Source organism: Legionella quinlivanii (assembly GCF_003265995.1).
GTDB lineage: Bacteria > Pseudomonadota > Gammaproteobacteria > Legionellales > Legionellaceae > Legionella_C > Legionella_C quinlivanii_A.
The window spans coordinates 252,511-271,750 of the sequence record NZ_MVJN01000003.1 but is presented as its reverse complement, the minus strand read 5'-3'; the positions used below and the strand labels follow the sequence as shown (position 1 = coordinate 271,750).

The following is a 19,240-nucleotide window of genomic DNA, read 5'->3' as shown; positions in this document are numbered from 1 at the left end:
AGTGTAAGTAGTTAGTCATGGTAATTGATCGTGCCGGGTACCGGCTGAATGTCGGTATCATTCTGGTGAACGACTCCGGCCGGGTTTTTTGGGGAAGGCGCCACGGGCATGATGCCTGGCAATTTCCGCAGGGCGGATTGGCTGCAGGCGAAACCTCTCTGGAAGCGATGTATCGCGAACTGAAAGAAGAAATAGGTCTGGATCGGGATGATATTGAGGTATTGGGTGTTACCAAACGCTGGTTGAAGTATCGCTTGCCGAAGCAATATCTTCGGCATGGCAGCGACCCGCTGGTGATTGGGCAAAAACAAAAATGGTATCTTTTGCGCCTGGTAACGAGTGAGCAAAAGCTTAGGCTGGATCTTAGTGACTCCCCTGAATTCGACAGCTGGCGCTGGATTGATTATCACGAACCGCAGGAACAGGTAATTTTTTTTAAACGTCAGGTATATGCCCAGGCAATGAAAGAGCTTGAGCATTTGTTAAGAAAACGACGCACGCCCTATGGCATTCGACGAAAGCGAGGTAACCAAAGTCGATAAATGTTAAAAATACTCAAGCGAATAGTTCAGGATGTAACGACTGCCAGCCATTTAAACGATGCATTGTCCATTCTCGTCCAGCGCGTACGCAAAGCGGTCAGCGCGGATGCGGTATCCGTATTTCTGATTGATAACAAACATGCCGAATATGTACTTGTAGCTACAGACGGCCTCAATAAAATGGCAGAGTATCGGGTTCGCGTGGCGCTTGATCGCGGCATTATCGGCCTGGTGGGACGACGGGAAGAACCAATCAATCTTGAGGATGCCCCTAGCCATCCCGATTTTCATCAGAATCCCCTGATTGGCGAAGAACATTTAAAAGCGTTTCTGGGTGTGCCGATTATCCAGCATCGCAAATTGTACGGCGTACTGACCGTTCAACAAGCGGAAAAGCGTTGTTTTGATGATGCCGAAGAAGCCTTTCTTATTACCCTGGCAGCGCAGCTTGGCGGCATTATCGCCCAGGCTGAGGCCACTGGCGAGCTGGTGCAAATCACTCAGCCCAGGCTCACCGGCGCAAAAAAACCGGAAACTATTCAGACAGCTCTCACCGGTGTGGGCAGTGTTCCGGGAGTAGGTATTGGCACCGCGGTTGTGGTTTATCCGCCGGCGGATATTGATGCGGTGCCCAGGCATAATGTGGACGACATTGAACAAGAGGTAACCACTTTTTTTGATGCCCTGCAAATTGCCCGCCAGGACATGCAAAGACTAAGCAAACGAATGAAACATACGGTTGCTGAAGAAGAACATGCATTATTCGATGTTTATATCCGTATTCTGGACAAAGACAGTTTAGGTACTGAAGTAGAAGATGTTATACGTTCCGAAAAATTAAGCGCGCAAGCGGCACTTTCCAGCGTTATCAAAAAGCATGTTCAGCAGTTTGAAAGTATGGAAGATGATTATTTACGAGAGCGGGCCAGCGATTTTCGCGATCTTGGCCGTCGGGTTTTGGCAGAATTGCAGCGCACCCAGCGGGAAGAAATAGTTTATCCAAAGCGAACCATTCTGGTAGGTGAGGAAATCACCGCCTCGGCTCTGGCAGAGGTTCCAGAGGGGCATTTAGCGGGAGTGGTTTCGGCAAAAGGAGCCAACAACTCGCATGTGGCCATTCTGGCGCGCGCACTGGGCGTACCTACTGTCATGGGAGTTCGCGGTTTAAAAACTGAATACCTGATGGAACGTGCAGTCATTGTGGATGGTTTTTTAGGCCATGTTTACATTTCACCCAATCGTACTGTGCTCGCTGAATTTAAGAAACTGGCACAGGAAGAACACGAGCTGAATCAGACCTTAATCAGCCTTCGTGACAAGCCGGCCGAAACTCTGGACAGCTATAAGGTATCCCTGCAGGTCAATACCGGGCTTGCGATGGATGCGGGTTTGTCAATGAGCGTGGGGGCGGAAGGGGTTGGCTTGTATCGCTCCGAAGTTCCATTCATGAGCCGCGATCGTTTTCCCTCTGAAGATGAACAATATATTATTTATCGACAAATTCTCAAAGCCTTCGCCCCGCGCTTTGTCACCATGCGCACTTTGGATATTGGCGGGGATAAAATACTACCCTATTTCCCGGTAGAAGAGGATAATCCCTATCTTGGCTGGCGAGGAATCCGCGTCACGCTTGATCACCCTGACGTGTTTCTGATGCAGATTAGAGCGATGATTCGCGCCAGCGAAGATCTGAATAATCTGCGGATAATGCTGCCGATGGTTACTACATTAAGCGAAGTCGAAGAAACTTCCCTGCTCATTGAACAGGCTTATCACGAGTTGCTTGAAGAGGGTTGCCGTATTGAAAAACCCAGACTCGGAGTAATGATAGAAGTACCTGCGGCCGTATACCTTGCCAGAGAACTGGCGAAACGCGTGGATTTTCTATCGGTTGGCAGCAATGATCTGACTCAGTATCTGCTGGCAGTTGATCGCAATAATGCACGGGTAGCGGGACTTTATGAATCCTTTCATCCAGCCATGCTGAGGACATTAATGCGTGTCGTCGAAGGAGGGCATGCTGCCGGTGTTGAGGTCAGTATCTGCGGCGAAATGGCCAGCGATCCTCTGGCGGTCATGTTATTGCTGGCAATGGGATTTGACACCTTAAGCATGAACTCCACCAGCCTGCCACGAGTAAAGTGGATTATCCGCAATGTGTCTTTAGCCAGCTGCCGTAAAATGCTGGCAGACGTGCTGGAAATGGAGCATCCGGCAGAAATTAAGCTCTATTTGCAAACGGCACTGGAAAATGAAGGCCTGGGCGGGTTAATCCGAGCAGGCAAGACGTGACTGGTGGTCTATTACTGAATGCTCTGTCTTATTGCTTAACGGGTCTGTTTGCCGGTTTAATGGCGGGGTTATTAGGCATTGGCGGCGGTATTATTGTCGTACCGGCATTGTTTTTCCTTTTTGAACAAAATCCGGCAATCAGCAATGATCTGGCGCCTCATCTGGCAGTTGGCAGTTCACTGGCAGTGATGATTTTTAGTTCTTTAGCGGCAATTCGGGCTCATCATCAACGTGCCAATGTATCCTGGTCGGTTTTTAACCATATCTGGCCAGGTCTGGTCAGCGGTGTTATTCTGGCTGCCGTTATTGCGAGAATATTGCCGGCGGACTGGCTGAAAGCCTTTCTCGGAGTTTTTCTCCTTGGCGCGGCAATACGCATGCGCACGGGATTACCCTCCAGACCAGAGGGCAGCTTTCCGGCCGCCTGGATCAATCACAGTTTCAGCTTCTTTACCGGGCTTATTTCAGGTTTGCTGGGGATTGGCGGCGGCCTGATGATTGTTCCTTATCTGGCTTATTGTGGTGTTAATATAAAAAAAATCGCCGGAATATCCGCCCTTTGCACCCTGGCTGTCGGTGCAATTGGCTGTCTCGCTTTCACTATATCAGGTTTAACTGATAGAGAGCTGCCTTATGGCGCCTATGGCTATGTGTATTGGCCAGCGGTAATTCCTATCGCGATAAGCAGCATTTTATTTGCGCCAGTGGGCGTGAGTTTAAATTATCGCTTGCCGGTAAGACGTCTGAATATTATTTTTATTATCATGCTGGTGGTGACCGCTGTAAATTTACTTTGGGACTTTGTTTAAACCTATAATTGAGGAAAACATGCTAACTTATCCCGTTATTAATCCCGTTGCGTTTACGCTGGGCCCAGTGAAGGTTCATTGGTATGGTTTAATGTATTTGCTTGGATTCTTTATGGCCTGGGCTCTGGCCCGCTTGCGCGTTAAGCTATATCGCCTGGACTGGAGTAATGAGCAGGTTAGCGATTTAATTTTTTACGCAGCGCTTGGCGTTATTATTGGCGGTCGTGTGGGCTATATGCTTTTCTATAACACGCATCAGCTAATCAGTGCTCCCTGGGCTTTGTTTAAGCTTTGGGAAGGAGGAATGTCGTTTCATGGCGGATTGATTGGAGTGGCTCTGGCTTTATGGTTATTTGCACGCCGCAGTAAAAAACCATTTCTTGAGGTTGCCGACTTCATTGCGCCACTTGTACCATTAGGTCTTGCCGCGGGCCGCGCCGGGAATTTTATCAATGGTGAATTATGGGGACGGGTTACGGATGTGCCCTGGGCAATGATTTTCCCGGGAAGCGATGGTCAGCCGCGCCATCCATCCCAGCTTTATGAGCTTGGGCTAGAGGGTATTGTACTTTTCATTGTAGTCTGGTTATATGCAGCTAAAAAACGCCCGACAGGCTGTGTATCCGCGATATTTTTAATCGGATATTCACTTTGTCGTATTTTTGCGGAATTTTTCCGCGAACCAGACATACAACTTGGTTATTTGGCATTTGATTCGCTAACCATGGGACAGCTGTTGTCCATCCCCATGTTGTTAGCCGGATTATGGTTATGGTGGGTAAAACAATGCAAACCTATTTGAATCTTTTAGATCATATTTTAAAAAACGGCACCGAAAAAACCGATCGTACCGGTACCGGCACCTTATCGGTATTTGGGTATCAGATGCGATTTGACCTGCGCCAGGGCTTTCCTTTAGTCACCACTAAGAAACTGCATACACGCAGTATTATTCACGAGTTATTATGGTTTCTCAAAGGAGACACCAATATCGCCTATCTTAATGAAAATGGCGTTAGCATCTGGGATGAGTGGGCAGACAGCAATGGCGATTTGGGCCCAGTTTATGGCCGCCAATGGCGAAGCTGGCCTTCTCAGAGTGGTGAAGCGATTGATCAGCTCAGTGAAGTCCTTCAGCAGATTCAAAGTAATCCGGATTCCAGACGATTACTGGTCAGTGCATGGAATGTGGGCGAGCTCGATAAAATGGCATTGATGCCCTGTCATGCACTCTTTCAGTTTTATGTGGCTAATGGACATCTGTCCTGTCAGCTTTATCAACGCTCAGCTGACGTGTTTTTAGGCGTTCCTTTCAATATTGCCTCCTACGCTCTCTTAACTCACATGGTGGCGCAGCAGACCGGGCTTTTGCCAGGCGAATTTATCTGGACCGGAGGTGACTGCCATCTTTATCTCAATCATTTGGAGCAGGCACAAACCCAATTACAAAGAACTCCTTATCCTTTACCACAATTGGAGATCAAGCGAAAACCGGATTCTTTATTTGAATACCATTTCGAGGATTTTGAAATTGTAAACTATCAGTTCCACCCGCTTATCAAAGCGCCGATTGCTGTGTAGTCGGTGTCATTCCGCACAGGCACGTTTGGCATTAACTTAAGAGAAAACCCCCTCTCCCAAGCTGGGAGAGGGCTAGGGTGAGGGTTGATTTTTAAACCCCTCTCTCTAACTCTCTCCCCTGTGGGGAGAGAGAATTTAGATCAATGTTTTGAAGCTATTTGCTTCGGTTCCGCTACAGCACGCGGCAATTTGCCGTTCTCGCTTTTTCCGTAGATAACCACCTGGTTCCTGCCATTGTTTTTTGCGTTGTAAAGCGCCTTATCGGCCGCCTCAATTAACTCGGCTGTAGTTTTGGCATCTTTGGGATACATTGAAAGTCCAATTGACGCCGTCACTTGCCCTATTTGTTGAGCCCCGTATTTAAGCGGGGTTTTTTGTATGGCCATTCTTATCGCTTCAGCTCGCATTTTTGCATCATCCTGACTAATATCATAAAACATCACAATAAACTCTTCACCGCCATATCGGGCCGCGATATCTCCCAAACGAATATTCTCCTGTAATATATGGCCAAATTCCTTTAAAACGACATCCCCCGCTTCATGGCCGTAAGTGTCGTTAATTTTCTTAAAATGATCCAAGTCAATCATCAGAATTGCAAAAGGCGAGTTGGAACGCTGCGCCTGATGCAGCTGCTTGAACATGAAATCTTCCAAATAACGGCGATTGTATAAACCCGTTAAAGGATCGCGAATGGACTGATGGCGAAGGTTTTCGCGCAGACGTACATTAGCCAGGGCTAATGCGGTCAACTCAGCAAAGGCAGTAATCAGCAAGCGTTTGTTTTCATCAATTAACAAAGGGGTATCTGTCTTTGCTTCCATATAAAGTAAACCATAGATGTCGTTTTGAGCCATCAGGGGTACACAGAGTAATCCTCTGTCACCATGCTCTTCCAGCTTAATATGAGAACAGACCAGTTCTTTCTCTGGATCATTCACCTGGTGAATACGACCAAGACGAATGGCCCAGCATTGGTCGGGGACAAAGGTTTGATCCTGATCGTGAGGTTCTCCCCAACTGGCTGCATTCTCAAGGTAGTTTTTAGAAGGGTGCATAATAAACAGATAGCCGCCATTGACAAACGATAACAGGCGCTGCGAGTATTTTGACATGACCGCGCTAAGCTCCTCCAGTGTACTGCATGCCAGCATGATGTCACTCATTTCAACCAGCAAGGTGATTTCTATATTCTTATTTTGCAGCTCGAGCATTCCAGCAGTTAATTTCTCATAGGACTGTTGCAGTTCTGTATGTTCTTTGATGCGCTGGGTGATGTTTCGCACGCTGTGAACGACTCCGTTGACTTCATTATTATCATTTTGAATCAGACTTGATGACATCTCATAAGTATATTTATCGTCATTTACCTTAAGTTCCGCACGAAGCAGCTTCTCATGGTTTTGCAAAGAATCCTTCCATTGAGCAGCTATTGCACGTTTTTCATCGGCAATATCCTCAAAAGCGTCATCGATCGACATTCCCAGGGTCAAAGTTTTCCCAAAAAGCTGCTTGAATTCCTGCTGATAGGCTTCATTAAAAATGATGAACTGCAGATTTTTATCCAGGGCGGCAATCATATCGCTTGCACTTTCAATAATTTTTCGCAGGCGGGTCTGCATGTTGAAGTTATGCTTTTCTGCGGTTCTACGAGTTAGCAGCTCCATATTCGCCAGTGCAAAGGCAATAATCAGAAATAAAATACTGATGGTACCGCCGACTATTAGAATAGAGCTAAATATTTTTGATTGACTGATTGCGGAATTATTTCGCTCAGTCAGCAAAACCATTTCAACTGATTTAATCTCCTGGCCCAAATCCTTTACCCGATTCGACAGATTCTGACTTAAGTTCAATTGCTCAAGACCTTCTGGCGTATCCAGTTTGTTACTCAATTTAAATTGCAAAATGCGGTTTAGTAACTCCATTCGCTGATCGACCAACTCCAAAAACCGCTGAGCACGTGCTTTTTGTCCTGGATTATCATGAGTTAAAGTTGTAAGTTGCTCTATATCTATTGTTAATTGCTTTTTGATGGGTTCGATATCGGCCAGAAACTGCTCATTACCTCGAAGCAGATACGCTCGCTGCCGGGATTCGATATCGACCACACTATATAAAGAGGAGTCGATGCTTTGAATCACCTGATAGGTGTGGTTAACCCAATTATTGGCTTTGATTAAAGCCTTAAGCTGATAATAGGAAAAGAAATTAATTACCAGGAGGCAGATTAACGCAGCAATAAAGACAAAATTAAGTATGCCTCTGCTTAATTGCAGATTATGTAAGAAAGACGAAACCGGTTTTTCTTTCACAGAGTAACTATCCTTAGCCTGTGTAACATTCTTTAATTATAGCTCTCAAATCGCAGCAGGGTAATTGTATAGCTGACCCGTCAGGCTTAAGCATTCCCTTTATGCCGGGCAAAAGCCCAGGCACGTAGGAAGCGGAAGGAATTGCTCTGTAATTTAAGATCGTAGTCAGAGCATCACCCATCTCGAAAGACCTTGTCGAGATAGTTAATGTTTTTTAGTACAGCTCCTGTACCCTTCTTTATCCGCAATTAAATACTCCGGTAATTTGGGGTTATCAATTTGTTCTGTATTCCTGTCCAGTATTAAATGACACTCCTCAACATAAGTAATCTGGCTGCTTTCATCAACCAGCAGTCGATACCAGGGGCTTCTTGCGGCAAATTCACGTTTACTGGCCTGCGGGTTATAGCGCCCGGATGCCTGGAATAAAGGATCAATATCAACAATAACGGCTCGGTAGCCGTGCTGTTGATGCCTGACGCAATCGCCGATATTAAATTTGGCTTCTTTAGTCATAGGCCCTCCTGCTTTTTTTGGCATTACATTATTAGTATCGGTCAATTTCCCTAAAGCTTAAGCTTGCTATTCCCCAGATTCAGGCTCAAAATGGCGGTCAATAGTCATATTTTTGCATATCAGAATGTCGGCCAGGATTAGCCCTCAGAGCATTAATTCGGATCTGTTCCTTTATAAAACCCGGTTTATCAGTTTTGTATTGCTGCTTGCCTATACGTTTCTTCATACCCGGCTCACAGTAATCTACATACAGGTTACACTGGAACAAATGCTTGATTTTTGCACTCGCATGCCGTTTGCCCAACGCCTGCTGGTTCCTGCAATGGCGAAACTTTTATCCTCTTTTCTGCCTTTCTCTCCAGGCCCCCTTTTCTTTCTACTGGAATTTCTGTTTACAGCCGCCTTTTTTTTTAGTTTGCAGGCATTGCTTCAGCGCCAGCTTTCTTTGCGGGCAAGTCTCGTTTGCACCTGGCTGTTTCTGTTGTTATTGCCGCTGTTATCAGTGGTTAATTACCGCATAATGTTTGGCGGCCCGGCGACTTTTTATTATCCCTCAGACTCAGCCTCCCTTTTTTTTATAAGCATGGGTTTTCTGCTGTGTTTACAAAAACGCTGGACGCTGCTCCTGTTCTGGATATTTCTTGCCACATTTAATCGGGAAAGCAGTATTTTATTGGTGCTGTTAATTCCAGCGCTGCATTGGAGTGACAGAAAACAAATAGCCAAGCCGATGATTGCAGCAGTGCTGCTCTATATTCTGGCGCGGCTGATCATTCTTCATTTAACAAAGAATTCGCCTGGCCCGCTCACCGAATGGTATGATCAGTTTTTTGGCCACACCTATTTTGAAACCAATTTCAACTGGCTATTCCGGCAACTGGCTATTTTTCTGATTAATTTTTGTTTTATGGGATTGCCTGTACTGTGGTTTGCTTTCATTGATTACATTCCCCCGCAGTTAAGACCCATTCGCTTCATAGCACTCTTCTATTTCCTTGGCTTACAGCTCATTGGAAATTTCTCTGAAGTTCGCATCTTTCATGAGATTGTCATTCTTCTTTATTTACCGGTCTGCACGGCGGTTAATCGCTGGATTCAAAATGAGCCCGTTTATGAAACACCTTATAACTCTGCAGGCCTCTTTTTCCTCAATCGATATGCCGTCTCGCTCATTTTATTAGTCACTACACTGGCTCATCCGCTGCTTGAGCCTTTGGTAGTCAAAATCGCCAACTTGTCTGGAAGCAAGAACCACAGGGCGACGAATGAAGACTGGTATGACAAATATTATAGATAGTGCACCAAATGGTGCAAATAATGCTATAATATCACATATGGTGCAAAAACGAGGGGCTCATGAACATTCAATCCAAACCTGAGGAAAATTATGTCCTGGCAGTAGCCCTCACTAATTTAAAAGCACAGCTGGGATTGACTGACGAGGAGTTGGGCAAAATCATTGGCCGCTCTCGTAATACAGTCAATCGAATCCTGAAGAAAAGCGAGATTGACCCAAAAAGCAAAGAAGGTGAGCTTTCATTATTATTAATTCGAGTTTACCGTTCTTTATTTGCTTTAAACGGTGGCAATAAAGAGGCCATTAACCACTGGTTAAGGACCAATAACTTTCATATCCAGGATATTCCTTTGGAAGCCATGAAGACTGTCACAGGACTATCCAGAGTAGTAAGTTATCTGGATGCTATCAGAGGAAAGATATAATGGTCGATATCTGGCTGCGGGCTAAAGGTAAAGATGAGATTAAACCCATCTTTGCGTCCATATTTCGCTTTGTAGAATCACAGGAAAAAGCAGCCACCTTGAATCTGGTAAATAACTTACATGAGCAATGTCTTTTAGAAGAGTTAATTGAGCAGACTAAACCGCTATTTCCTGATAATACCGATTCTCTGGACTATCTACTGAAAACAGCATTTCGTTATCCTCCGCTTAAATATGGTTCGCGATTTGGATCTACTTTTGAGCAGAGTCTCTTTTACGGATCATTAAATCTTTACACGGCACTAGCGGAAGTTGCTTATTACCGATTTGTTTATATGCTAGGCCCGGAAGTCCCCTTTCACAACTCTATTACAAGCGAATTCTCTTCCTTTTCCGTCTCTATTAAAAGCAAATGGGGAGTGTTTTTAGATCAGCCGCCTTTTACTGAATTTGAATCCATTCTAACCTCTCCCACTTCCTATTCTGATACACAGCAATTGGGTTCTAATATGAGGCAAGACGGAGTAGAAGCTTTCCGATATATTTCGGCCAGAGATAAAGAGAAAGGGAAAAATATTGCTCTGTTTTCGCCTAGCGCTTTTCATGCGAACAGCCCCTCCAATTTAACAGGTTGGTTATGTCAGACCAGCGTTAACGAAGTGGGCTTTATCTCTAAACGAGATAATCAACCTATAATGTTCACTCAGGACTATTTCTGGATCAATGGAAAATTCCCCTCACCTTCAACTTAAAATGTTATGAGTTTGGCTCAAAGAAGGTTTCTTCCACCGACATAGTAAAATACCCAGTTCGTATAAGAGGCATAACGGCACTGCTAATAATATTTGCGATAAAACATCAGGCGGTGTCAGCAGCATGCCCACAGTAAAGGCCAGCACAATAATGTAAGGGCGTACCAGAGTTAAATGCCGAATTTCAAGCCATCCCAGCTGAACGAGAACAAAGCAGATTAAGGGTACCTGAAAACAGATGCCGAAAATGATTAACATGCGGGTAATAAAATCCAGGGCATTGCTGATATCAGGCATCATTTTGACCCCATCGGGCACAGCCTGAATAAAAAATTGAAACATAAACGGCAAAACCCCATAAAAACAAAAAGCAATGCCCAGAAAAAAAAGGCCTAAGCTGCCAAGAACTGCTCCCTTTATTTTTTTTCGTTCATCGCGATAAAGTCCCGGCGCTACGAAGCCCCATAGCTGAAATAAAAAAAATGGCGTTGTCGAGAGAAAGGCGAGATTGCTGGCAAGAGCGATTGGCGTCAGTACTGGGGCGGTAACCTGTGTGGCAATCAGGCTGCCTTGGGCGGCTGGCAAGGCATTCAACAGAGGGGAAACCACCCAGTGAAATAAATCCTTGGCAAAATAAAAATAACTGGCAAACAGGATAGCAAAAAAAATCAGCACCCTGATCATCCGTTTTCTAAGTTCAATAAGGTGCTCTAACATAATTTATTCCAAATGGCTGCTCACCGAGATGCGTTGAAAGACTATTCATTTATATCGATCTCGGTTAGTCTGGTCAATCCGGTGGTTTGAATTATTGGAATTATGAACAGGGATCTTTTCCGCTATAAATTACGTTTCATCAGCATTGTCCTTATTTTCGGTTACGCCTTTATGCATGTCAAATTAACCGGTGTCTATGACGGGGCGACCCTTGATGAAATGATCAATTTTACGGCCAGACTCCCTTTTGGTCAGAGAATGCTGGTACCCGCGCTGGCCCGAGGACTCAGTTATATTTTACCCATCGGTACCGATCAACTCTTCTTTCTGCTGGAGCTTATATTTGTCAGCTCTTTTTTTATTGCGCTTTTTCATTTGCTGAGAACCGAATTTGCGATTGATGAAGCCCGGCTATTAAGCTGGCTTTTTCTTCTGCTGCTTCCTTTAATGTCCATTATAAATTACCGCTTTACCATCGACGGCGAAGCCTCTTTTTTTTATCCTGCCGACAGCGCTTCCTTGTTTTTCATGACGCTGGGCTTTTTATTCTGTATAAAAGAACAGTGGCGCTGGTTGATTCCCTTGATTTTCATCGCCACTTTTAATCGTGAAAGCAGCATCCTTCTGGTTCTCTTAATACCGGCACTGCACTGGCAACAGTTAAAAAAAGTTCAGATTGTATTCGGACTGGCTTTAATCACTTATCTTTGCGCTCGACTGCTGGTTGTATTGCTGACTTATAAGCTGCCAGGCACTTACAGTGAATTTTATTTTCGTGATACCAGTCATACCCATTTTGAAGCCAATTTGCTCTGGCTTCTGGAAGATAATAATCTCTTGTTTTTCATTTACTGTCTTTGCGGACTACCCTTGTTCTGGTTTGGTTTTCATGATTATATTCCCCCGCAATACCGGCCAATCCGCTATGCGGCCCTGATTTACTTTATCGGACTTTTATTGGTCGGGCATTTCATGGAAGCGAGAATCTTTAATGAATTGCTAATACTACTTTATTTTCCGGTCAGTATTGCCGTATCCCGATGGGTGGCAGGCCGCGCGCCCTTTATTGCCGCGAAACAACACTGGCTTTACTTTGCTGACCGATATGCAGTTCTGGCAATTCTGGCGGGCATTGCCATAGCGCGCGCGGCTATCAATCCGTGGGTACTTTGGTTTGCTGCAAACTAGCCGCGAGGAAACATTTGGTAGATTAGACAAAGTACTGTATAATTGGGAGCGATAATTTTTAGGTGAGCAAGCTCATCACTAATACGCACTTAACCCAGAGTTTGTAGCAGATAACAATTCTCGCATCCAATTTTATCTCTTTGATATTCCTAATTCTGAATACGAGTGCAACTACTAGCAGACTGGATTTCAGGTGAAAGAAGTGAGTCATCGTCCTCGTAAACGTTTTGGTCAGAATTTTTTGCAAAATCAATCTATTATTGCACAAATTATTGCTGCCATTCATTTAAGCTCCACTGATACTGTAGTGGAAATTGGCCCAGGTATGGGCGCAATGACACAGGCTTTGTTGAAAATCCTGCCCAAACTGACTGCTGTCGAAATTGACCGTGATCTTTGCGCATTGCTTAATGAAACCTACAATTCAGAACAACTGCAGCTTATTAATGCCGATGCCCTGACTGTCAGCTATAATCAATTGGGTACTGGCCTGCGGGTTGTGGGCAATTTACCTTATAATATTTCAACGCCACTGCTCATTCACCTATTTGGCTTTGTGTCTTCCATCCAGGATATGCATTTCATGCTGCAAAAAGAAGTGGTTGAACGGCTTGTTGCTTCGCCAGGTTCAAAGGATTACGGGCGTTTGAGTATTATTACTCAGTACTATTGCCAGGCTGACTTCTTATTTGAAGTGCCGCCAGAAGCTTTTTTTCCAAAACCCAAGGTAGATTCGGCCATCGTACGTCTTAAACCGTATATAAGCTCTCCCTATCCCAAAGTCGACATCATTCGCTTTCAAAATCTTGTTGCACAGGCTTTTTCCATGCGCCGCAAAACACTGGCCAATAACTTAAAACCCCTGCTGTCAGCCAATGAGATAAGTAACCTGGGGATAGACCCCTCGAGAAGACCAGAGCAGATTTCAATCAGAGAATATATTGACATCAGTAAGCATCTGGAAATGATATAAAATTAATTAGGAGCAATTGATTTACAACACGGATCAACTGCTCAAAGACTCGTAGATTATGGAGGTTGTCTTGTTTCATCGTTATGGAAGAGGACGTATGTCCCAAGCCCGGCCTTTAAAGGATTTAACTAAAATAGTAACAGTTGAACAAATCCTTGCCGAAGATAAACGTAATCAGTTAGTGCAGCACATTAGCGAAAACTGTGGTCTGGAACCGGCGCGCTTCGATAGTATCGGCCTGACTATCATCCATAATCTGGTAAATCACACACAGCTTTTGCCTGAAACCTCCAATAGTTATTATTCCCAACCGGGCGGCTTAATCGATCATGCCTTGAACCGTACTGAAGCCGCACTGAATTTGTTCAAGCAATACATGATCCTTGAAGAAAATAGCAGTTATTCAGAGGAGCAGAAACTATGGCAATACGCTCTGCTTTCTGCGGCTTTATTGCAAGGGATTGGCAAATTACAAATTGATTTGACCGTAGAGCTCTTTGACAATAGCGGACAATACCTTAAACAATGGAATCCCTTGCTGGAAAACCTGATTTTAGTCGGCAGCCATTATTCCTATACTTTCCAGAAAGAAAGCAATATCGAGTTTCGCAAACGTCTTAATCTGCTGATGGCGCGTCTATTGATGCCGGCCAGCGGGTTTGCCTGGATTGCCTCAAAACAGGAAGTACTTGAGGTTTGGCTGGCCTTGCTGAATGAAGACGCTTATTCTGCTGGTACGCTCGGCGCGATATTAATCCGCGCCAATGCTATTGCCTTACAACGTTATTTTAATCAGCAGGCAGCGCGTCATTATGGCAACAGGGGCCGCTATGGCCGGGTGAGCACTTTCGGCGGCGGAGCTCCTGACTCGGTCAGTGATATCGAGCAGCAAATCGGCATTGAGTTTTTACAATGGTTACAGAAAAGTCTGGATAGCGGCCTGATTATGATTAATAAGCCGCCGCTGTTAATGGTACCCGGCGGCCTGCTTATGTGTCCGGATATTTTCAAATGGTTTGTTCGCGAACATCCTGAGTATAAAAACTGGCAAGCGATTCAAAATGCCTTTCTTTCATTGGGACTGCACCGAAATGGGCCTGACGGCTCTACGTTTCGGTTTGAACATAGCAAAACTCAGCAAATGTATAGCGGCGTGGTCGCTGAGGATTACGGCTCAGTCTGCATGCCTGCTGAAGCCACTGTGAGCCATCTCACCACCGGAAAAGAAAGCAGAGTCAGCTCGCTTGAGTTGATTCATAACGCTCCTTATAACAATATCTTCACCCAACAAACGCAGCAGGCCTCTCCACCTCCGCTAGCGCATGTTGATGCGGCTGGAGAGTGGAAGAATCCGCGGCTGCCATCCATAGGAAATCAGCACAGCTTACTGCCTGGATAAATTATTGTAAGGACTCTTCACATGCCCGATTATGCGATTGGGGATATTCAAGGCTGCTATGAGCCATTAATGAGATTGCTGGACAGCCTTGATTTTAATGATCGCAGTGACCGGCTATGGTTTGTCGGCGATTTAGTCAATCGTGGACCGGAATCACTTAAGGTGCTTCGATTTATCAGACAGCTTCCTTTGAAGCCGGTTATTACCCTGGGTAATCATGATCTTCATCTTCTTGTTAAAATATTTGGCCAGAATGCAAAAGTAAATGCCGATGATACTCTTTATGAAATCCTCGAGGCCCCTGATTGTGAAGATTTAGGGCATTGGCTGCGCAATCAATCAATTCTCGCTCATGATCCGGATTTAGATGTGGTCATATGCCACGCAGGTATAGCCCCAATGTGGGATCTTGAAACCGCTATTCAGCTTGCATCAGAGCTGGAGCGGGTCCTTCATTCAGCTGACTATGCGCATTATTTTGCGGCCATGTATGGCAATGAACCCAGTTTATGGCGCGATGATTTGAATGGCGTGGAGAGGTTGCGTGCGATTACCAATTATTTTACGCGAATGCGCTTCTGTGATAAGGATGGGCGTCTGATATTAAATTATAAGGGAACGATTGCCGAGGCACCGGCCAATCTATTGCCCTGGTTCGCCGTTCCCAGTCGTATTTCAATTGATGCTGATCTGGTCTTTGGCCATTGGGCGGCCCTCGGAGGCTATTGCCCGGTACCGCGTTTGCATGCCATTGACACAGGCTGTCTATGGGGCGGTCAATTAACCGCATTGCGCCTGCAGGATAAAAAGCGCTTTGCAGTTTCCGGACAATCAGGGGCTGGATTGCTTTAATTTTACCGGAATAATCCCCCCTTTTTTTATACGGGCAAGGTCGGGATTGAATTTAAGATTTTGATACACACTGTCTATCGAACGCAGATCAAGTAATAGAGGGATAAGCTTTCCTTTAGGCTGGCGAACATTCACCAGATAATCACCCGGAGTAAGGCTTAGCGGCTGTGGGTCGTAATCGACGTCAATTTTAACTGTTGTAAAAAAATCCTGGATGGGTGAATAGTGGATTGAAACAGAATGCACTGCCGGATTAATCGCAATCACCTCTTGAGCGGCATCAATTTTTTCCACCTGAATATGGTGTTTATTCAATAAATCCAGTACGCGAGTTTCGCTGCCTTTTATTAAATAAGCGTCAGGCATTAAAATGGTTTCATCAATTTCTATATAATCAAAATTGGCAAATTCACGGTCAACAGTCTGGAGATTATCGGCGCGGCGTAAGGAAACGGCTGTTCTGGGCTGCTGCATGTTCAGATTATAGTGGTAAGCCAGATAACTTTTATAGTGCAGGGGATATTGTTTCCACTCATTGCGCGCTTGCTGAATAATCGGCTGCAAAGCCTGTTTATTTTTTTTAATTACGTTTAAGAAGCTCAGCACACTGATGTACTGTTTGTTTCGCCTGACCTCAATATTGCCTGGGGTTGCATAATGCCCATCCTTGGAGTCCAGACGGTTTTCAACCAGCACCGAAAAAACCCCCTGCAGTGCGCTGTAATTTCGCATGTTACTCACCCTCAGCCCACCATGGCTAACCGGCTGGTTAAGCTGCAAAATTTCGCCGCGATAATGTTCACTACGCAAACCGTATTCTTCACTGGTTTTCAGTAATTGCGGCAATAGTACTTCATGGCTGAACTGTCGTAACTTCTCGTTAATATTGGGATTATTTCCTATTTCGTATTGTGCTTCTGCATTGACATAATAACCTTCTTTCAGAGTAAGGATTTTCTTTTTGGTGGACGATTCATGCAAATCAAGTAAAGCGTCAATCTGATAATCTTTAAGAACATTGATAAAAATTTGAGTTTCAGTATAGGCCAGTCGGGTAAAGTCGACATTCAGGTTGCCGTTTATGGCATTAAAACGGGAGTTAGTATCACGACCATCCGGATTCGCGTTGACAATAATCATAAAATTAATATCGTCCAGCATACTTTGCTGCTGCTTATTGACGGCTAACTCCAGAGCCAGCTTCTGCAGGGCTTCGCAGCCTGAGGGCTCGGTTCCATGCTGCGATCCCAGTAGTAACACAGTCAGCTTATTAGCCTCATGCTGCCCGTTTTTTAAAAAGGCTTTTGAATTGGAAACCAGCAAGGCAGAAATGGGCCGCCCTCCTGCTGAAAGCCCAAGATGAAGCAGCTTCATGTGAGGAGAATGCTCACTTAACTGCTGAAGAAATGCCTCAATCTGCCGGCTATCAGGTAATGATTGAAACTGGGTGGCTTCCAGAGGGGTCGCAAGGGGCACTGGGCTGGTTTTCGCCATCAGCGGATGGCAGACTAGCCATAGCACAGAAATCACCATCCATTTTTTCATTAGTTTAATTCCTGTTTTTGTAACTCCCTAAGCTGTGGATTGGTTTGATTTTAATTCAATCAAATCGTCTCAACATCATCCTGAACGAAGTGAAGGATCTCCTGTATCTGGCCCAGTTCTAAGCAGTTTGAGATCCTTCGCTACGCTCAGGGTGACGTAGCTGAGGCGTTACAATTTTTTTTACTCATTCAAGCAATTTTTATGCCTATACCCCCACAGAAAGATATTTAATGAGCTAAGCAAATTGGCGAGTTGTTTTTTTCAAACAGACTAGTATTTTCTGTCACTAGTGGCCTAAACTAAAATTAATGACATCAATAAGTTATCTTACAGGATAAGACGATGGATTTAGTGAAACTATTAGAGTCCTCATCGCTGTTTTCAGCCCTGAACAAGCGCATTTTATGGCGAATTGCTGACTTGGCCCAGGAGAAAACCTATATCAAAGGGGACTATCTGGTTCGCGAAGGGGAAACAGCCCAATATTGCTTCATCATTGTATCCGGTCAGGTAGAGGTGTTTCGGGAAATGAATCTGCCCGATAAACTGTTTATTGCCAAACTGGGCGCAGGAGAAATCCTCGGTGAACTGGCAATAATTGATGGCTTGCCTCGCTCCGCCAGCGCCATTGCTCTGGAACTTACTAAAACTTTAGCAATCTCTGCCTGGGATTTTAAAGCCCAGATTCAGGCTTATCCTGAAATTGCCTTGCAGTTATTACCTGTTATTGCCAGGCGCTTGCGGGATGTCCAAAATCAATTAACCACTATGAATACTTAATATGGAAAAAAAGCCTATTGTTTTCCGACAAAGTGCCTTGGAGCATGTCAACCGGCCAGTGCTGCTTGATGACGCGCTGCAGGTGGTCTCTACACGCAATTGGCTCATCCTGTTAATTCTGACCTTGTTATTGCTGGGTTTCATCTACTGGTTATTTTATGGAAATATTTATCTGCGCGTGCAAGGCAATGGAATGCTTCTGAGCCTTAACAATCCAATTGTATCGGTACAATCCTCAGAACAAGGGGGTGTTGTTCAGCAAATCTATGTACAGCCCGGTCAGCACGTACATAAAAATATGCTGCTGGTAAGAATGGATAGCGAGCTAGGCATGCAACTGCAATTGCAGAAAAACTATTTAATCCAGCTTAAGAAGCAGCAAGCTGATCTGACCGAGCGCGCCAAGACCATTCTGGTTAATCTCGAAACCAGTCAAAAACAGCAAATTGAAAAAATAAACTCCAGTCTGGCTGCAGCGCAGCAGAAAATCAAGCAGCTGGAAACCATGATGGGCCTGAAAGAAACGGCCTATAAGAAAGGGATTCTTGATTTACCCAATGTCACCGAAACCCGTATTGAGTATTATCGTCTGCTACAGGAAGTGCGTTCTCACGAGGCGGATTTGATTTCCATGAAAGCTAACCTGATTGATCTCAAGGACAAGTGGAGAGAACGACAACTCGAAATGGACATGACCGTTCAGAAAGCTGAGTATGATTATAATCTGGCAGAGAAACGCTGGGAGCTCACGCAGAATATTATTAGCCCCACCGATGGTGTGGTTGCTGAAATCAAGGTGAAGGAAGGCGATCTGACCAAGCCCGGCGAACCCTTGCTGACTATTGCGCCAGCTGAAAGCAATTTATACGCCTTGATCTTCATACCAGCTACCAAAGGCAAGCTTCTTAAAATTGGCATGACGGCACAAATTGCTCCAAGCACGGTGAATAAACTGGAATATGGAACCATCCAGGGACGGGTCGAAACCATTTCACTGCTGCCGGTAACTGCTGAAAATATGATGACAATTCTGAGAAGCCAGGATCTGGTTCGCTTCTTTAATAACTCCACTCCGCTGATTGCTGTAAAAATTTTACTCGATAAAAATAGTGCTACTCATAGCGGTTACCAATGGACCAGCTCGAAAGGCCCTGACATTAATCTGACCCAGGGAACAGTGGTTGAAGGGATGATTAACGTCGAAGCGAAGAAACCAATTGAATTATTTGTGCATTTTGTGGACTAAAAAGCATACCC

At 44.9% G+C, this 19,240-nt stretch carries 18 protein-coding genes; 14 read left to right on the top strand and 4 right to left on the bottom strand.

All coding sequences use genetic code 11. From position 1 onward, the window contains the following. The first annotated feature begins 17 nt into the window (after nt 1–17). From B1207_RS04950 to thyA, 5 genes are read left to right on the top strand one after another with little or no spacing between them, the layout of a single operon-like run. Nucleotides 18–542, top strand: a complete 525-nt coding sequence (locus B1207_RS04950; RefSeq protein ID WP_058506848.1) for an RNA pyrophosphohydrolase — start codon at nt 18–20, stop codon at nt 540–542. Then, nucleotides 543–2,834 carry a phosphoenolpyruvate--protein phosphotransferase gene (gene ptsP / locus B1207_RS04945; RefSeq protein ID WP_112218876.1) on the top strand — a complete coding sequence of 764 codons (2,292 nt, stop codon included), beginning with the start codon at nt 543–545 and terminating at the stop codon, nt 2,832–2,834. It begins immediately after the preceding gene. Continuing rightward, the gene (locus B1207_RS04940) at nt 2,831–3,643 is read left to right on the top strand and encodes a sulfite exporter TauE/SafE family protein (protein ID WP_253255785.1); all 813 of its coding nucleotides are present in this window, start codon (nt 2,831–2,833) and stop codon (nt 3,641–3,643) included. The genes ptsP and B1207_RS04940 overlap by 4 nt, the downstream gene beginning before the upstream one ends. A 19-nt stretch (nt 3,644–3,662) precedes the next feature. Then, nucleotides 3,663–4,445 (top strand): prolipoprotein diacylglyceryl transferase, encoded by a 783-nt coding sequence (gene lgt / locus B1207_RS04935; RefSeq protein WP_112218875.1) that lies wholly within the window; start codon nt 3,663–3,665, stop codon nt 4,443–4,445. Further along, nucleotides 4,430–5,224, top strand: coding sequence for a thymidylate synthase (gene thyA / locus B1207_RS04930; protein WP_112219015.1), 795 nt, complete (start codon nt 4,430–4,432; stop codon nt 5,222–5,224). Before lgt ends, thyA begins: the two co-directional genes overlap by 16 nt. Before the next feature lie 140 nt (nt 5,225–5,364). On the opposite strand, the gene B1207_RS04925 is transcribed toward thyA, so the two are convergent. Together B1207_RS04925 and hspQ are read right to left on the bottom strand one after the other, a co-directional pair. Beyond that, entirely contained in the window at nt 5,365–7,539 is a 2,175-nt protein-coding gene (locus B1207_RS04925; protein WP_112218874.1) for a diguanylate cyclase, read from the bottom strand. Between the two features lie 204 nt (nt 7,540–7,743). Beyond that, a complete protein-coding gene (gene hspQ / locus B1207_RS04920; RefSeq protein ID WP_112218873.1) occupies nt 7,744–8,055 on the bottom strand; it encodes a heat shock protein HspQ in 312 nt (103 codons plus the stop codon). A 124-nt stretch (nt 8,056–8,179) separates the two neighbouring features. Here hspQ and B1207_RS04915 point away from each other — a divergent pair, with 124 nt between their 5' ends. The 3 genes from B1207_RS04915 to B1207_RS04905 are packed head-to-tail and all read left to right on the top strand — an operon-like array spanning nt 8,180 to nt 10,529. Then, on the top strand, nt 8,180–9,352 hold the full coding sequence (locus B1207_RS04915) for a hypothetical protein (protein WP_216362457.1): 1,173 nt from the start codon (nt 8,180–8,182) through the stop codon (nt 9,350–9,352). Between the two features lie 59 nt (nt 9,353–9,411). Beyond that, a complete protein-coding gene (locus B1207_RS04910) occupies nt 9,412–9,777 on the top strand; it encodes an MbcA/ParS/Xre antitoxin family protein (protein ID WP_112218872.1) in 366 nt (121 codons plus the stop codon). After that, nucleotides 9,777–10,529: an RES family NAD+ phosphorylase gene (locus tag B1207_RS04905; protein WP_112218871.1), complete on the top strand. Its 753-nt coding sequence runs from the start codon at nt 9,777–9,779 to the stop codon at nt 10,527–10,529. Before B1207_RS04910 ends, B1207_RS04905 begins: the two co-directional genes overlap by 1 nt. Here B1207_RS04905 and tatC read toward each other — a convergent pair. Next, the gene (gene tatC, locus B1207_RS04900) at nt 10,521–11,246 is read right to left on the bottom strand and encodes a twin-arginine translocase subunit TatC (protein WP_112218870.1); all 726 of its coding nucleotides are present in this window, start codon (nt 11,244–11,246) and stop codon (nt 10,521–10,523) included. The two genes, B1207_RS04905 and tatC, sit on opposite strands and share 9 nt — an antisense overlap. A 102-nt stretch (nt 11,247–11,348) precedes the next feature. On the opposite strand from tatC, the gene B1207_RS04895 reads away from it, so the two are divergent. The 4 genes from B1207_RS04895 to B1207_RS04880 all read left to right on the top strand — a co-directional run bounded on the left by B1207_RS04895 (nt 11,349) and on the right by B1207_RS04880 (nt 15,658). Further along, the gene (locus B1207_RS04895) at nt 11,349–12,434 is read left to right on the top strand and encodes a hypothetical protein (protein WP_112218869.1); all 1,086 of its coding nucleotides are present in this window, start codon (nt 11,349–11,351) and stop codon (nt 12,432–12,434) included. Between the two features lie 202 nt (nt 12,435–12,636). After that, entirely contained in the window at nt 12,637–13,407 is a 771-nt protein-coding gene (rsmA, locus tag B1207_RS04890; RefSeq protein WP_112219014.1) for a 16S rRNA (adenine(1518)-N(6)/adenine(1519)-N(6))-dimethyltransferase RsmA, read from the top strand. Between the two features lie 70 nt (nt 13,408–13,477). Then, nucleotides 13,478–14,806, top strand: coding sequence for a TraI domain-containing protein (locus tag B1207_RS04885; protein WP_172458129.1), 1,329 nt, complete (start codon nt 13,478–13,480; stop codon nt 14,804–14,806). 21 nt (nt 14,807–14,827) lie between these two features. Continuing rightward, entirely contained in the window at nt 14,828–15,658 is an 831-nt protein-coding gene (locus tag B1207_RS04880) for a symmetrical bis(5'-nucleosyl)-tetraphosphatase (protein ID WP_112218867.1), read from the top strand. Here B1207_RS04880 and B1207_RS04875 read toward each other — a convergent pair. Next, entirely contained in the window at nt 15,638–17,203 is a 1,566-nt protein-coding gene (locus B1207_RS04875; RefSeq protein WP_112218866.1) for a M14 family zinc carboxypeptidase, read from the bottom strand. The genes B1207_RS04880 and B1207_RS04875 overlap by 21 nt on opposite strands. A 342-nt stretch (nt 17,204–17,545) precedes the next feature. Here B1207_RS04875 and B1207_RS04870 point away from each other — a divergent pair, with 342 nt between their 5' ends. Continuing rightward, complete coding sequence (locus tag B1207_RS04870; RefSeq protein ID WP_112218865.1) at nt 17,546–17,983, top strand: cyclic nucleotide-binding domain-containing protein; 438 nt, start codon at nt 17,546–17,548, stop codon at nt 17,981–17,983. A 1-nt stretch (nt 17,984) separates the two neighbouring features. Continuing rightward, a complete protein-coding gene (locus tag B1207_RS04865; RefSeq protein WP_112218864.1) occupies nt 17,985–19,229 on the top strand; it encodes an NHLP bacteriocin system secretion protein in 1,245 nt (414 codons plus the stop codon). The last annotated feature ends 11 nt before the right edge of the window (nt 19,230–19,240 follow it).